The following is a 15,075-nucleotide window of genomic DNA, read 5'->3' as shown; positions in this document are numbered from 1 at the left end:
TTTTATCCATAAAAAATACTATAGTTGCACTTATGAGTTGAACTCAGCGAGCAAAATTATTGGAAAAATTCTATATTAAATTTCCAACTCATTTATATAAGTGGTTTTGCGATCTGTATCATCAAAGTTTTTATCTAGATAATCTCTACGATCCTTTATGGCTCGCGCAGCGTTATCTGATAGCTATAGAGCTGTAACATTATCTATGATGTGCTTTAGATCTTTTAAACTTAAATGTTTTGAAGAAATTCAGTGGGTCATGATGGGCTGTTTAAACTACTGCAATATGGAACAAACAGTTTAACTCTATGGTTGCGCCTGTTGTTCTTGGTCGGGATTTCTAAATAGCTGTAGTATACTAGACCCTATAAAATTAGATATGATAGAAGCCTTAAGACCTTCATGGGCATAGGTTTGTGATGCTAGATCACCACTTGCGCCATGTAAGTAAACAGAAAATACAGCGGCGGTAAGTGGGTCATATCCTTGTGCGAGAAATGATGCTATAATACCACTCAGCACATCTCCACTACCAGCTGTTGCCATTCCAGGATTACCAGTACTGTTAACGTACTGATCAGAACCTGCTATAGTAATAGTATGCGCCCCTTTTAATACAAGAATCACGTTGTTTTTCTTAGAAAATTCTTGTGCTTTTTCTAATTTTGTATGACTATTTTCCCACTCACCTATCAACTCCTTAAGCTCGCCATCGTGAGGAGTTAAAATAGAATCTTTAGGTATATGCTCTAATAATTCTGGGTGCTTTGCTAGAATTTGAATTCCGTCTGCATCTATAACTATAGGAGTAGATTGTTCTTTTACCGCTTTCGCAAAAGCGGAACACGTATCCTTCTCCACACCTATTCCAGGACCTATGCATAAAACTGCATTCTTAATAGGGTTATTAAAATCGGTTATATAATCGTCACCGTCACTTACTACGGTCATAACCTCTGGTAAAGAAGATTGCATTATAAAATTACCATCTTCTGGAATGTAGGCAGTCACTTTACCTGCTCCTGCATTTATGGCTGCCCCAGAACAAAGTACAGCGGCACCCATCTTTCCTTTACTACCAGCAAATGTTATGACGTGACCATAATCGCCTTTATAAGAAAATTTCTCTCGCGGTTGATACATATTTTGAGCAGACTCTCTAGTAATTAATTGGGCTAGCGGTACTGCAGCCATTAAATATTCAGGATCTAATCCTATATTAATTATCTCAAACGTACCGGCATAATGACCTGTTTCTGGAAGGAAAAAAGATAATTTAGGGGTTTGAAAAGTAAAGGTATGGTCTGCCTTTAAAATAGCATCATCAGTTTTATGGGCTGTATTTGCATAAAGACCACTAGGCATATCGATAGCGACTTTAAATGCCTTGACACTATTTAAATAAACTATTAAATCTGCCATCCAGCCATCTACAGGTCTATTAATACCTGTACCAAAGATGGCATCTATAATAAAATCCTGAGGTGTGATTTCTGGAAAATCTTCTTTACAGCTTAATAGCACCGGCCACTCATTAGTCACGTCTTTAATACGGTCATAGTTTACTAAAAAGTCTGGGGACCTTTTTTTACTACAATTAGTGACATAAACTTTTACATGGTAACCATGTTGTATCATGTGTCTAGCTATAGCGAGACCATCACCGCCGTTATTTCCTATACCACAAAATATCTTTACAGGCACTGGTGCGCCATTTAATCGTTGATGCAATCTCTCAAAAACGAGTGTCGCCACACGTTCCATTAAGTCGTTACTAGAAATTTGTTGTTTATTAATCGTGGACAGATCAGCTTCTGCCAGTTGTTGTGCGCTTAGAATTTTCAAAGTATCAATTTTATGAATCTGCAAGTTAAGAAAATCGAGCGTAAAGCTATTTAATTAGAATTGTGAATTAGTTAGCATTTTCAGAATCTAAAAAGGTGTGCTATTTAAAGGAGAAATCTATACATTTGAACTCGCAAAAATTAGAATATGAAAAATACCGCGCTTACCGCTATACATGAATCATTAGGTGCAAAGATGGTTCCTTTTGCTGGATATAATATGCCTGTTCAATATGAAGGTGTAAATATAGAACACCAGACTGTTAGAGATAACGTGGGTGTTTTTGACGTTTCTCACATGGGAGAGTTTTTAATTTCTGGACCAGAAGCGTTAAATCTAGTTCAAAAAGTATCTTCTAACGACGCGTCTAAACTTACAGTAGGAAGAGCTCAATATAGTTATTTACCTAACGCTACTGGCGGTATAGTAGATGACATGATCGTTTATAAAATAAAAGAAGAGCAATATTTACTAGTAGTTAATGCGTCTAATATTGATAAAGACTGGGAACACATAAGCGCTCATAATACTATGAATGCAGACATGAAAAATCTTTCTGAAGATTATTCACTTCTTGCTATTCAAGGCCCTAAAGCCGTAGAGGCAATGCAATCGCTTACTTCTATAGATTTAAGTGCTATTAAATTTTATCATTTTGAAGTATCTGACTTTGCAGGTATAGAAAACGTAATTATTAGTGCTACTGGTTATACAGGCTCTGGTGGTTTTGAGATATATTGTAAAAACAAAGAGGTAGAACAAATCTGGAATAAGGTTTTTGAAGCTGGGTCTCCATATGGTATTAAACCTATAGGTCTTGCTGCACGTGACACCCTAAGATTAGAAATGGGTTACTGCCTTTATGGAAATGATATAGACGAAACCACTTCTCCATACGAGGCTGGACTAGGATGGGTTACAAAATTTACTAAAGATTTTGTAAACCACGAGCAGTTATTAGAACACAAAGAAAAAGGTGTAGATAGAAAATTAATAGCCTTTAAAATGGACGAGCGTGCTATACCTCGTGGTGGTTATGAAATTAAAGATAGTAGCCAGCAAGATTTAGGTATGGTTACCAGTGGTACTATGTCTCCATCTATGGGAATAGGAATAGGAATGGGTTATGTACCACCTATCTTTGCAACTCCTGGTAGTAAAATACACATACAAATTAGAAAAAAGTTAGTACCTGCCACAGTGGTAAAACTACCTTTTTATAAAAAGTAAAACTTACGTTTTTGAATAGAATCTTAATACTAGGCGGAAGCGGCTTTATAGGAAATGCCCTTTATAAAGAGCTTGCGCCTTTTTTTGATGTACATGCTACCTATAAAACAGATAGTAAAGTCTTTAAAAAAAACAAGCATTTTCATCAATTTGATTATGAATTAGAAAGTCTACACCTACTACTGGATAATTTAAAACCTAAATTTATAGTAACCGCCGTAAGAGGTAATGTGAATAGTCTTTTAAGAATGCATTTTGAGATATCTGACTACATAGATAATCGAGATTGCAAGGTCATTTTTTTATCTAGTGCAAACGTTTTTGACCGTTTTACTAACTACCCAAGTTATGAGTACGATAAAACACTATCAGAAAGTGTTTATGGTCGTTTTAAAATAAGAATCGAAAATGAATTGCTTAGAAAACCTGTTTCTAAATACGTCATTTGTAGAATCCCTATGATTTATGGTACGGGCTCACCACGTCTTAATGAGATCAAAGATCAGCTTAAAAAAAATGAAGCAATAGAGGTCTTTCCTAATGTAGTCATTAACGCTACACATATTAAAAAATTAGTACAGCAACTCCATTACATTATTAACAGACGCCGTCGCGGTATTTTTCATTTAGGTAGTCGCAATCTCATACACCATGTAGATTTAATTAGTGATATTTGTGAACAACTAGGCACCTCTCGCCCTTTATTAAAGCAAGTTTTTGATTCTAATGAAGATAGACATCTAGCTGTATTACCTAAGGATAATTTACTTCCTAAACATCTTCAACTTACCATAGAAGATGTAGTAGAAAGTAGTGTTACTCTTTAAAGTATTTTAAAGAAGATTTATTTTAGTTCCGCTTTCGCGAAAGCGGAATTTATACAAACACTACTCTATTCTTAATTCTTATCGTTAGTATTACTCAACATCTTAAAAGTAAAACCAGCTAATAAAGTAATAACAATTCCCATAACCACCCAAAGCCACCATTCGTTTTCAAATAAAGGTGACACTTCAGTGGGCTTTATTTTATCAATAGTCACTTCTTCACCTAATCCTAAACTAGTTAACTGAGCAGGAATGGTGTTTTTAAATTTCCGTATGTCATAATTAGGTCGGTAACCGGCCTCATTCCCATAAGCGAGTACATAGTCTGCTGGCTGGGTAAACCTAGCTATTAATTCATGTTTATAACCTTTTACAGCCACTGATGTAATGTCTAGCGATTGATTATCGCCATTTAAAACAGATATTCTAAATTTTTGAGCGATCGTTTTATTAATCTTAAAATCATTAGATTCTAATGAATTAAGAGTCGCTGTGCTTATGTTGCGGTAGTTATATCTCCACCCTTTTTCTGTATGAATACTGTCAGATAGGTAAGATATATTGATCGTTCTGAAGTAATCATAATTCGCATCTACATGAAGTTTAATGCTACTTACAGGAACTTTATTTTCTAACTCAAATTCAAACACACTCGACTTTGTACTCTTATCCTCCTTAAGTTTCATAGTTTTAACACGATGCTTTACTACATCACCATCTATGAGCTTATCCATAGAGATTAAAGCATATTCTAACACAGGCTGTTGATCACTTCTCACTAACACACGGAAATATCGATAACTAGATTCTGGTAAAACTAAATCTGTAAACGTATACACAGAGGTCGTGTTATGAATGTCTAGTATTCTATAATTTTCTAGAATCGTAAACCACTGTTTAAGGTCATGACTACCTTCTAGATTTACCTTCCAGTCAAAGTTAGTATCCTTAAATGACAACTGTATATTATTAATGCTAGTCGGTGCGTCTAACCTAAAGGTAAAATAAAAGCCTTTATCAGTTTTTGAGGTATTTATAATCTCAAAAGGGTGTTTTTGAGAAATGGCCTTTTCTTTATGAATCTTTAAAATATAAGGCACCTCGATAGTATCTAGCGATGTAGATATTCCATAAATTCTCATATCATTTAAAGATGGAGATACCTTACTAAATACATCATCTGGTACAGTAATGGAATGCCAATCTTCTTTTACAGGATCTAGAGACCTCTTATAATTGTACTCTTTTAATTGAGCAAATGATATAACGCTAACTAACAGCGTTAAAACAGTAAAAAGTTTAATCTTCCTTTTCATTATAATTGATTTGGTTCTTGTATTTATTGTAAAGGAATGAGATAATTAAAAGCAATACTCCTAGAGATACAAATACTATGGTTTTTGAAATGGTGTTTAAATGTGCGATGTCATAGAAGAATAGTTTTATCAATGTCACACCGAATAATCCCATGCCTCCTATTCTTAAATAAGGTTTGTTTTTTAAAATTCCAAAACCTATGAGTAAGAAAGAGTACACACCCCATAATATACTTAGTCCTAATTTATAAGCATCTGTTGCACCTGCTATATCGAGCCAGTGTATTAACTCACTACTTATTATCCATACTATACTTATATGTAGAATAAGATCATAGGCGATTTTAAAGCCTTTGGCTATTCCTGGCTTCTTTATAAATCGATATAAAGTGAGCATTGCAAAAGCAACAAATACGTACGATACATAACGTATTAGAAGATAGAAAACACCTCTATTGTAATATTCTGATGTGGATAGATAGGCTTCTCTTAAATTACTCATTTCATAAAGGCCTTGTACTAGGAAGATGAAGAGAGTTAATACCGTAAATATTAACCCAGCCTTTTCTAGAACCGTGTTCTTAATTTTCTTGTAATTAAAATAAGATAATAAACTTATAAATAAGAATGTGTAATTAATTATCCAGATAGATTTGAAATCCTTGATACTAGAATCATAGACATCACTCGCATAAGGGCTAGATCCTTCAGGTAACTGGACTCGAGAAATATTATACCATTGATCAAAGTAAAATTCTATTTCTAGTCTAAATGCACAGTACAACGTAAAAATTAAAACAGACGGTATGGCATACATAACCATTTTATAAAAAATACCGTCTTTAGAAAGTGCCGATACAAAAGTTTCTTTCCTTTGAAGATAAACTATAAATCCTAGTGCTGCTACAAATAACATAGAACTCATAAAACTTATATTCAACAAAGGAGTGATATCGCTATAAGAATCTATATCATAAATATTATAATCATTATCCCAATCTTGAAATAGGCTTAAAGTTGCCAATAGCATAATGGCATAAGATAGCTTTTCATAAATCTCAATTTTCTTTGAGGTGCCTAACCAGAATAGCAATACTGCTTGTGCCGTCCATAATAAAGTCACCCAGTTACCGTCTAGCTGCACCGGTATGGCAATAGATATAAAGGCAAGTACTAATGCTGTGGCTAGATAAAACAATTTCCTATCGCTTTTCTTCTGTTTATAAATGACTGTTGCAACTACAAAGTGTACCACCGCATTACACAATGTAAATAGACCTAAATATGATGCACCAGTTTCATTATTACTTAAGATAGCAAATCCTAAACCGTAGAAGACAAAAGAATTTAAGAGTAATAAGACAATATCTGGAACTGCAAACGCCTCTTTTTTAACCAGTTTATAAGAGAGAAAAGTAAGGTAGAATATAACAAAGAATACAATTAAAAACCCTAGCGCGAGAGTAAAGTGTTCTTGATCCTGGTAATCCATTATCATCCAAGAAATAAAAATGAACCAGGTAAAAGCAAACGAAGAATAATACAAGGGTTTCCAGTATTTTTTAAACGCTAAAATGAGTATCCCTATATTTATAATTGCTATATAACTAAAGAGTATTTCTACCTGACCAGAACCATTACTTAGTAAAAATGGAACTGCATAAGCGCCCACCAATCCTAGATGCGCGATAATCTGTTTATTATAATTAAGCGAGGCGACTATGGTAAACCCAGTAAATACTAGCATGAGAATAAAGGCGACCGTTTGCGGTATCAGTTCATAAAAACTGTAGGCAAAGAAAGTAATAAAGTAAAGTATAACTATCGCTCCACTTACTAACACAGCACTATAAGATTCATATTTCTGTTTTAGTTTCATCCCAAAACCGAACAAACCTATAGCAGATAAATACCCTAATATAATTCTAGTTAGTGGACTTATTAAATCATTTTCTATAGAATACTTAGCGCCTATCCCTACACCTATAACTGTAATAAGAATACCTATTTTATTTAATAAGTTCTCTCCTATAAATTTTTCCAGATTAGATTTTTGAAGTGGTGATTTCTTTTTAGGCTCTATGTTTTTTTTAGAATCTACAGTCTTTTTACTGGGTGCCGTATCCCAATTATCAGTAGAGATAGGCTGACTATGTTGTTCTTGTTGCTGATTAGAAAATTCCCAATCTGCCATGGGGTTATTAGATACAGTATCTGTTTCTGTAACAGTAGGTTTTTCTACCTCTAACTTACCTTGCTCATTGCTAGCTAGTACAGAGGACTGTAATTGATTAAGTTGTGTTTTTAACTCAAATATCTCGTAATTAAAAGCTTCTTGCTTTTTAGAAAGAATTGCTAATTTTTCAATAAGCTGATTAATAACATCTTGTTGATCTGCCATAAGAATGTGGTTGAACTAGATATACTTGTAGGCTATATCTGGTGCTAATGTAAGTAAAAAGTCATGGAACTAAGTACCATATATATAGTTAAAACCTAGGATACAAAAAGCTCTCAATTTAACCGTAAAATAAAAAAGTGCCAATTATTAAGATTGACACTTTTTTAGTTCTAAAATTATTAATAGAATTATGGGATATAACGATCATTTCCCCATTCTGGAACACGTTTTTCTAAGAACGCCTCTCTACCTTCTTTAGCCTCGTCAGTCATATAGATAAGACGTGTCATTTCTCCTGCAAAGACTTGTTGCCCTACCATCCCGTCATCAGTGGCATTCAAAGCAAATTTTGCCATTTTTATAGCAATAGGAGATTTCTTAAGAATTTCCTGTCCCCACTCGTAGGCGGTTTGATCCAGTTCTTCATGCGGTACGACAGCATTTACCATTCCCATATCCATAGCTTCTTGTGCACTATACGTGCGACCTAAGAAGAAAATCTCTCGAGCTTTCTTTTGTCCTACCATTTTTGCTAGATAAGCACTACCATAACCTGCATCTACACTCGCTACATCTGTGTCAGTTTGTTTAAATACCCCATGTTCTTTACTAGCTATAGTCATATCGCATACTACGTGTAAACTATGTCCTCCACCTACGGCCCAACCAGGTACTGCACAGATAACAACCTTAGGCATAAAACGTATCATACGTTGCACTTCTAGAATATTTAATCTACCAGTACCAGAGTCATCTTTATAACCATCATGCCCACGAGCATTTTGATCGCCACCACTACAAAAAGCCCATCCACCATCTTTCTTAGAAGGTCCTTCTCCAGTAAGAATAACCACACCTATAGAAAGATCTTCTTGTGCGTCATAAAAAGCCTTTATAAGCTCGCTCACTGTTTTAGGTCTAAAAGCGTTGCGCACCTCTGGTCTATTAAAAGCAATACGGGCTATACCGTCAGCTTTCTTATAAGTAATATCTTCAAATTCTATAGCAGTTTTCCAGTTTATGGACATATGATTCAGTTTTTATACAAATATAAGGTCTATCCTATTTATACCACACACGTAACACTTGAATCATATACACATGACCACCGTGCATGTTTAGTCTATTTTGCTTTTTATCATTTTTTATATGAGGGTGTTTAGGCACGACCACCGTTTCTATATTTATAATCTCGTTATTATAATTTTTTCTAGTCCAGTCATTTAATCGCAACATAACTTGGCTTTGATTTTCATAAACTCTTCCTGTCCAAAATTTCTTCTCTAAAACCTGAGGCTCAAAATCTATAAAATGTATTTCGTTTGTCATGATATATATGTAGTTGTAAAATAATATTTGTTACACCTACTTAAGAAATCAAGGCAATCATAAACATCTACTCTATAGAAAACCTGGATACCGATCATCGATTCATGATAACAGATTATGGTTTCAAAATTAATTTTCCATGGTTAATTATTTGTAATCAAGCGAAATAAATTTACATTTATTTTTTTTAGAGGATAATATTAATTGAAGGTTAAATCAATAATGAATTAGATGAGCAATATTTCAAAATTTGTAATTTATGGAGATGTTATTTAAAATTTTATTTTAAAAAATAACTCCATGAAATTTGATCAATACATTTACCATACAAGGTGTTTCAAATTTTATAATCATTTGCATTATCTTTTTTCACAATATTAATGAAACAGAATTCAAATATTTTTTTGAGTTTATTATTTAATTTCTGATTAATGAACCTTATAAATATGGGAAAAGGTATTAATAGTTGACAAGGTCCAGCATGGAATTTAATGTATAACGAACGTAATTTAATGATAATTAAAAGGAGTTTACCTGAAGCCTTTAAATGACACTTCTGTAAAATCTTTAACACCAATATTTGAAGAACACATAAGTACCTCAACTAAAATATTAACGGATAAATAGAGGGCTGCAAATCCTTAAAAAAAACTTCAATTTTGAACAGATTTACAATAATAAAGGTGTTGATTTTAAATAAGTACACATGTATTGTTAGACTAGTTAAGCCCTGGATAAGAAAACTACCTCCTCATGTTAGTACATGGCATGTTCAAGCTTATTTTGATGAGTTTTGCTTTAGAATAAATGGTTCTCATTTTAAAAATAGCATTTTTCATAAAACAATTATCAGAATGTTTGAACCTAATACTATTTATAAAAATCAAATAAAACAGAGGCTGTCTGTATAATTCAATAACTTTTTAAAATGAAAATATTTTACCTTTTATTCATCATTTGCCTGTACGGAAGTCATATTAATGCTCAAGTTATAACCGCAAGCAGCAGTAGCGGCGAAGCTAGTATACAAAAATCAACCCCAGAAGTAGCATCTATACAATCTGGTGAAAGATTTAACTACACCATTGAATTTCAAAACTTAAATAGTAATAACACACTGGTAATTACAGATATTATTCCTGCAGGATTATGTTTTGTAGCTAGTGATGTAAGAGCAAACAATGCTTTTATAGATCAAAATGGTTTCCCTGTAAATTCACCCAATACTATTCCTAATTTAATAGATACTAGTGCTTTACCTACGGTTGTATTTAACATACCTAATAATATACAACGTGGCTCTTTCACTATAGCAGTAAGCTTTTGCGCTGGAGAAACACCTAATGGATTTAGTGTAACAAATAACATTTGTGCAGATTATACTAGCAATGGAAACACAGAAAATTTTTGCACGTCGCCAGGACTAACAAGTATAGCAAGCGCTGTAAATCCTTGGGGTGCCATTTCTAAAGAAGCTATTTTACCTGCCGTAAACGATACTGCAGGAAATACATTTGTTCAAAACACAAATAGCATTGCAAATTATAGAATCATCATTCAAAAAGGTCCTGCTTTTCAAGGCATTTCTTTTGGAATGCTTAACCTAGAAAATGTAACAATTTCTGAAATAGCTTCACCTCCTTGTGCCGTTGTTTCTTTGATAAGTGGTCCAGGAACATTTAATACAATTACAAGTCAAATAGAATTGAACAACAGCCTCATAGGCTCTGATCCTTTTCCCTTTGTAGAATTTATAGTTGAAGTGGATTATTCTCCCTGTGGCATGCTTGCCGAAGGACAATCTTTAAGCAACACCGTTGAACTTAACGGTACTCCAGTGGGACAAACTGCCCAAACAAATATAGCGAGCGCAACCAGCATTGTTACAGCGACCAGTGCATTACCTGCTCCAGAAGAAAATAGTGCTATAGGAAAAACAGTCGTTGCTAAAAACCCTGTGGCTGGTTGTCAAGGTAGATACGACCTATTCTTCTTTAATGCTGATAACCGTGCTATAGGTAACTATGAGATTATCGATGTAATACCTCCTGGGTTAATACCTGTAAGTTATGAGGTTATAGGAACCATAAGCTCGTTTAGTCCTAGTGGTGTTTTTGATGTATTTATAAATGGAACTCTAGACCGTAGTTTCACATTACCTGACGATAGTGGCCAGCGTTTTAACTGGAATGGGGCAAGTGGAGATGAGATTAGAATTGTAGCTCAAAACACCACGCAAATTTATCCAGGTGATGATGTAGGAATAGGTATCTTTTTTGATGTTGATGCTTCCACAAGCCCTGGTGATCTTCTCACAAATTGTGTAGACTTTACTGCTGATATCATTCTAGATAACGCACCAAATGTACCTACAGGTAATCAGTCTTGCATAGATCTATTAATAGAAGCACCTTCAATGGATGTATGTATTGTTAAAAATGTAAGGATAGCAAATACTCCTGATCCTTTTACTACCAGTATCACAAACGTAGTTCCTAACGATGAAGTAGAATTTCAAATTTGTGTGCAAAATAATGGTAGTATTGATTTTAACGGCCGCATGGAAGATGTATTAGATGCTCGTTATGAATTTGTTTCTGTAGATAACACTAATATGCCTACTGCCACTACTTTTAACCTAAATGGACAAACACTAGAGTGGAATAATATAAGTATTGATCAAACCTGTGAAGTTTTTACTTATGACACTGGTTGTGCGATAACAGATACTTTTTACTGTGCTACGGTACGCGTGCGCATTAGACCACAGACTAACGCTGGTAATATTGATAATAGCGCTTCAATAATTGAGAATACTGGTGCTATTCTCGATACTTCTGACTTTGCCAAAGTAAATGTCATCGACTCCTCTGTTTTGATTTTAAAAAAAGAAGTTTCTCTTGATAACATCACTTTTCAAAGCACACCTCTGATAGTAGATCCTAATTGCTATGACACTATTTATTACAGACTAACGGTAGAAAATATAGGAAATAGAGATGCCACGCAATTTCAAATTTTTGATGAATTGCCTGCTTTTGGAGATCGCTTTTTCCCTACTTCACTGAATCGCAACAGTACTTTTTCATTTGAAAATATAATTACTACTAGTAATGATTTTACGATCTCCTATTTGAATTACATACCTTCAAATATTTTTGATTCTTCTAATTTTAATTGTCCTTCTACAACAACTGGAAATACTGGATTTACCGCAGGAAATAGCAGAACCATACGTTTTGAGAATACAAGAACCCTTTCAAACACAGATACTTTTGAAATTGTGATTGAAGCAAGATTACCGGCTAATGGGTTGACCTCTTTTGATATTGCAACAAATAGTGCCTATGCTATTAATTGTGATTTAACTTCTAATTTGATCGCTTCTTCTAGTATAACTTCTCCGGCTATAATTGATATTCAAAAGACGGTAGAAGCTGGCCCAGATTTGGAAATTACTTTCTGTTCTGATAGTAACCCTTTTACCCTTTTTAACTTTTTTGGAGGTGAGGCAGACTCTGGCGGGAGCTGGTCACCACCTTTAACAACTGCAGGAGTTTTTGATCCGATGGTGGATGCGGCTGGAGTATATACGTATACAGTAACAGCAGTTCCATCATGTGCCACTGATACTTCAGAAATGACTATAATCGTTGAAGAACAACGTGATCCTGGCACAGACGGTAATCTTACTTTGTGCAGTACAGGTGCACCTGTAGATTTATTTAATTCTATTAATGGCACTCCAGATAATGGAGGTTTATGGTCCCCTTCACTTAACAGCAACACAGGTGTTTTTGATCCAGCGATAGATCCCGCAGGAAGTTACACCTATACGTTACCTGCAACATCTGCATGTATAGAAGTAAGCTCCATGGTTAACGTAACAATAAATACAGCAGTAAATGCTGGTGATGATAATACCGAAGATTTATGTTCTACTGGAGCAACTGTAGATTTAACTACTTTATTAAATGGAACTCCAGATGCTGGAGGTACCTGGTCGCCTCAATTAATAAGTGGTACAAGTATTTTTGACCCTACCATGGATGTTGCTGGAATCTATACCTATACCGTTTTAGGAAATACACCTTGTCCAGACGACTCTGCGCAATTAACCATTACCATTACCACATCACCAGATCCAGGAATGGATGGCAGTCTAGAAATATGTGCAAATGCAAATGCCGTGGATCTTTTTAACTCTCTAACAGGAACGCCGGAAACAGGTGGTGTATGGACGCCTGCATTAACTAGTACAACTGGTGTATTTGATCCTACTATGGATGCGGCAGGAACTTATACCTATACTTTACCAGCCTTGAATTCTTGTCCTCCAACTACAGCTCAAGTGACCGTAGTAAAAATTACCGAACCAGATCCAGGACTAGATAATACCGAAGATTTATGTTCTACTGGAGCAACTGTAGATTTAACTACTTTATTAAATGGAACTCCAGATGCTGGAGGTACCTGGTCGCCTCCATTAGTAAGTGGCACAAGTATTTTTGACCCTACCATGGATCCTGCTGGAGTTTACACCTATACCGTTTCAGGTAACGCACCTTGTCCAGATGGTAGTGCTCAATTAACCATTACCATTACCACATCACCAGATCCAGGAATGGATGGCAGTCTAGAAATATGTGCAAATGCAAATGCCGTGGATCTTTTTAACTCTCTAACAGGAACGCCGGAAACAGGTGGTGTATGGACGCCTGCATTAACTAGTACAACTGGTGTATTTGATCCTACTATGGATGCGGCAGGAACTTATACCTATACTTTACCAGCATTAAATGCATGTCCTCCATCTACTGCTCAAGTTGCAGTAGATGTGACTCCAGCTCCAGATCCAGGAACAGATGGATCGATTGTATTTTGTAACACAAGCATTCCTGTTGATCTGATAAGCGCTTTAAATGGAACCCCTGATACCGGAGGCTCTTGGAGTCCAGCTTTTAATTCTGGCACAGGCATATTTGACCCAGCTGTTGATGGTCCTGGTATGTATACGTACACAATAAGTCGCAACGGTTGTATGGATGAGAGCGCAGTAGTTGCCGTTAACTTTAATCCTAATGTCGTTATTGCTGCACCTGGAAATCTGGAAAAATGCGATCTTACAGGAGGTAATGATGGACTCACTATTTTTGATTTAACACAACAAGAAAATGTTATTCTAGGAGGTTTAGATCCTTTGACCCATGATTTAACCTATCATTTAACAAGTGATGATGCTATCAATGGAGTCCCTGGTATCGCAACAAACTACCAAAACACAGCAATTAATGAAACCATTTATGTACGAGTAGAAAATAACGTTACAAATTGTTTTGCGACTACTAGCTTTGAGATCACAGGATTATTATTACCAGAACCTATGCTAGAAGACGAGTATGAAGCTTGTTTTAATGAAAATGGTGTACCTATCGACCCTTCGAGACTACCACTTCTCGATACACAGCTATCTACAAGTGAATATACCTTCAGATGGTTTTTTGCAGGTAATGAGGTTATGGGAAGTACAGATGGTAGTTTTAGAGTAAACGCTATAGGTGATTATGAAGTAGAAGTTACTAATCGTACTACAGGTTGTGTAAATATAGATCGTACTACTGTAGTTCAAGAACCTTACTTAATGGCTGAGGCTGTACTTTCCACTACTCAATTTGACAACAGTCCTGTAATCACAGTAAATGTGACTAACGACCGTGGAGATATGTACTGGTATCGATTAGATAATGGACCATGGCAACGTAGTAATATATTTGAAAATGTAGACGACGGTATTCATATAGTATCTGTAAAAGGTCCTAATAGCTGTGGTATCGCTACAGATGAGGTTTTAGTTCTCAGATATCCTAGATTTTTCACACCTAATAATGATGGATTTAATGATTACTGGCAAGTAGAAAACCTCACTGATAATGGCAATAAATTATACATTTTTGACCGTTATGGCAAGCTACTTAAACAATTATCATTAGTCAGCCTAGGATGGGATGGAACATATAATGGTGCTCCTATGCCTTCGTCAGATTACTGGTTTTCATTAGAATATACAGATCCTAACACAGGCCAAATGTCTATTTTAAAATCACATTTTAGTTTAAAAAGATAAGAT

The 15,075-nt window shown here is 35.0% G+C and carries 8 protein-coding genes and 1 pseudogene; 4 read left to right on the top strand and 5 right to left on the bottom strand.

All coding sequences use genetic code 11. The annotated features are described in order from the left end of the window. Positions 1 to 306 precede the first annotated feature (306 nt). A complete protein-coding gene (locus Q0838_RS06690; RefSeq protein ID WP_298952634.1) occupies positions 307 to 1,845 on the bottom strand; it encodes an NAD(P)H-hydrate dehydratase in 1,539 nt (512 codons plus the stop codon). 147 nt (positions 1,846 to 1,992) lie between these two features. Here Q0838_RS06690 and gcvT point away from each other — a divergent pair, with 147 nt between their 5' ends. Together gcvT and Q0838_RS06680 are read left to right on the top strand one after the other, a co-directional pair. Next, on the top strand, positions 1,993 to 3,075 hold the full coding sequence (gene gcvT, locus Q0838_RS06685) for a glycine cleavage system aminomethyltransferase GcvT (protein WP_298952633.1): 1,083 nt from the start codon (positions 1,993 to 1,995) through the stop codon (positions 3,073 to 3,075). An 11-nt stretch (positions 3,076 to 3,086) separates the two neighbouring features. Further along, positions 3,087 to 3,902, top strand: coding sequence for a sugar nucleotide-binding protein (locus tag Q0838_RS06680; protein ID WP_298952631.1), 816 nt, complete (start codon positions 3,087 to 3,089; stop codon positions 3,900 to 3,902). Between the two features lie 71 nt (positions 3,903 to 3,973). Here Q0838_RS06680 and Q0838_RS06675 read toward each other — a convergent pair whose 3' ends face one another. The 4 genes from Q0838_RS06675 to Q0838_RS06660 form a co-directional block, all read right to left on the bottom strand. Then, positions 3,974 to 5,218, bottom strand: coding sequence for a DUF3999 family protein (locus Q0838_RS06675; protein ID WP_298952629.1), 1,245 nt, complete (start codon positions 5,216 to 5,218; stop codon positions 3,974 to 3,976). Continuing rightward, a complete protein-coding gene (locus Q0838_RS06670; protein WP_298952627.1) occupies positions 5,202 to 7,619 on the bottom strand; it encodes a DUF2339 domain-containing protein in 2,418 nt (805 codons plus the stop codon). Before Q0838_RS06670 ends, Q0838_RS06675 begins: the two co-directional genes overlap by 17 nt. A 188-nt stretch (positions 7,620 to 7,807) precedes the next feature. Beyond that, positions 7,808 to 8,647, bottom strand: a complete 840-nt coding sequence (locus Q0838_RS06665; protein ID WP_298952626.1) for a 1,4-dihydroxy-2-naphthoyl-CoA synthase — start codon at positions 8,645 to 8,647, stop codon at positions 7,808 to 7,810. Between the two features lie 34 nt (positions 8,648 to 8,681). Next, the gene (locus Q0838_RS06660; RefSeq protein WP_298952625.1) at positions 8,682 to 8,948 is read right to left on the bottom strand and encodes a hypothetical protein; all 267 of its coding nucleotides are present in this window, start codon (positions 8,946 to 8,948) and stop codon (positions 8,682 to 8,684) included. 519 nt (positions 8,949 to 9,467) lie between these two features. Here Q0838_RS06660 and Q0838_RS06655 point away from each other — a divergent pair. Beyond that, positions 9,468 to 9,859, top strand: a pseudogene (locus tag Q0838_RS06655) (transposase); the annotation flags it as partial. Positions 9,860 to 9,876: 17 nt separating this feature from the next. Next, a complete protein-coding gene (locus Q0838_RS06650; RefSeq protein ID WP_298952624.1) occupies positions 9,877 to 15,072 on the top strand; it encodes a T9SS type B sorting domain-containing protein in 5,196 nt (1,731 codons plus the stop codon). The last annotated feature ends 3 nt before the right edge of the window (positions 15,073 to 15,075 follow it).

This window comes from uncultured Nonlabens sp. (genome assembly GCF_947495285.1).
Taxonomy (GTDB): domain Bacteria; phylum Bacteroidota; class Bacteroidia; order Flavobacteriales; family Flavobacteriaceae; genus Nonlabens.
This window is presented reverse-complemented; position numbering and strand designations above follow the sequence as displayed.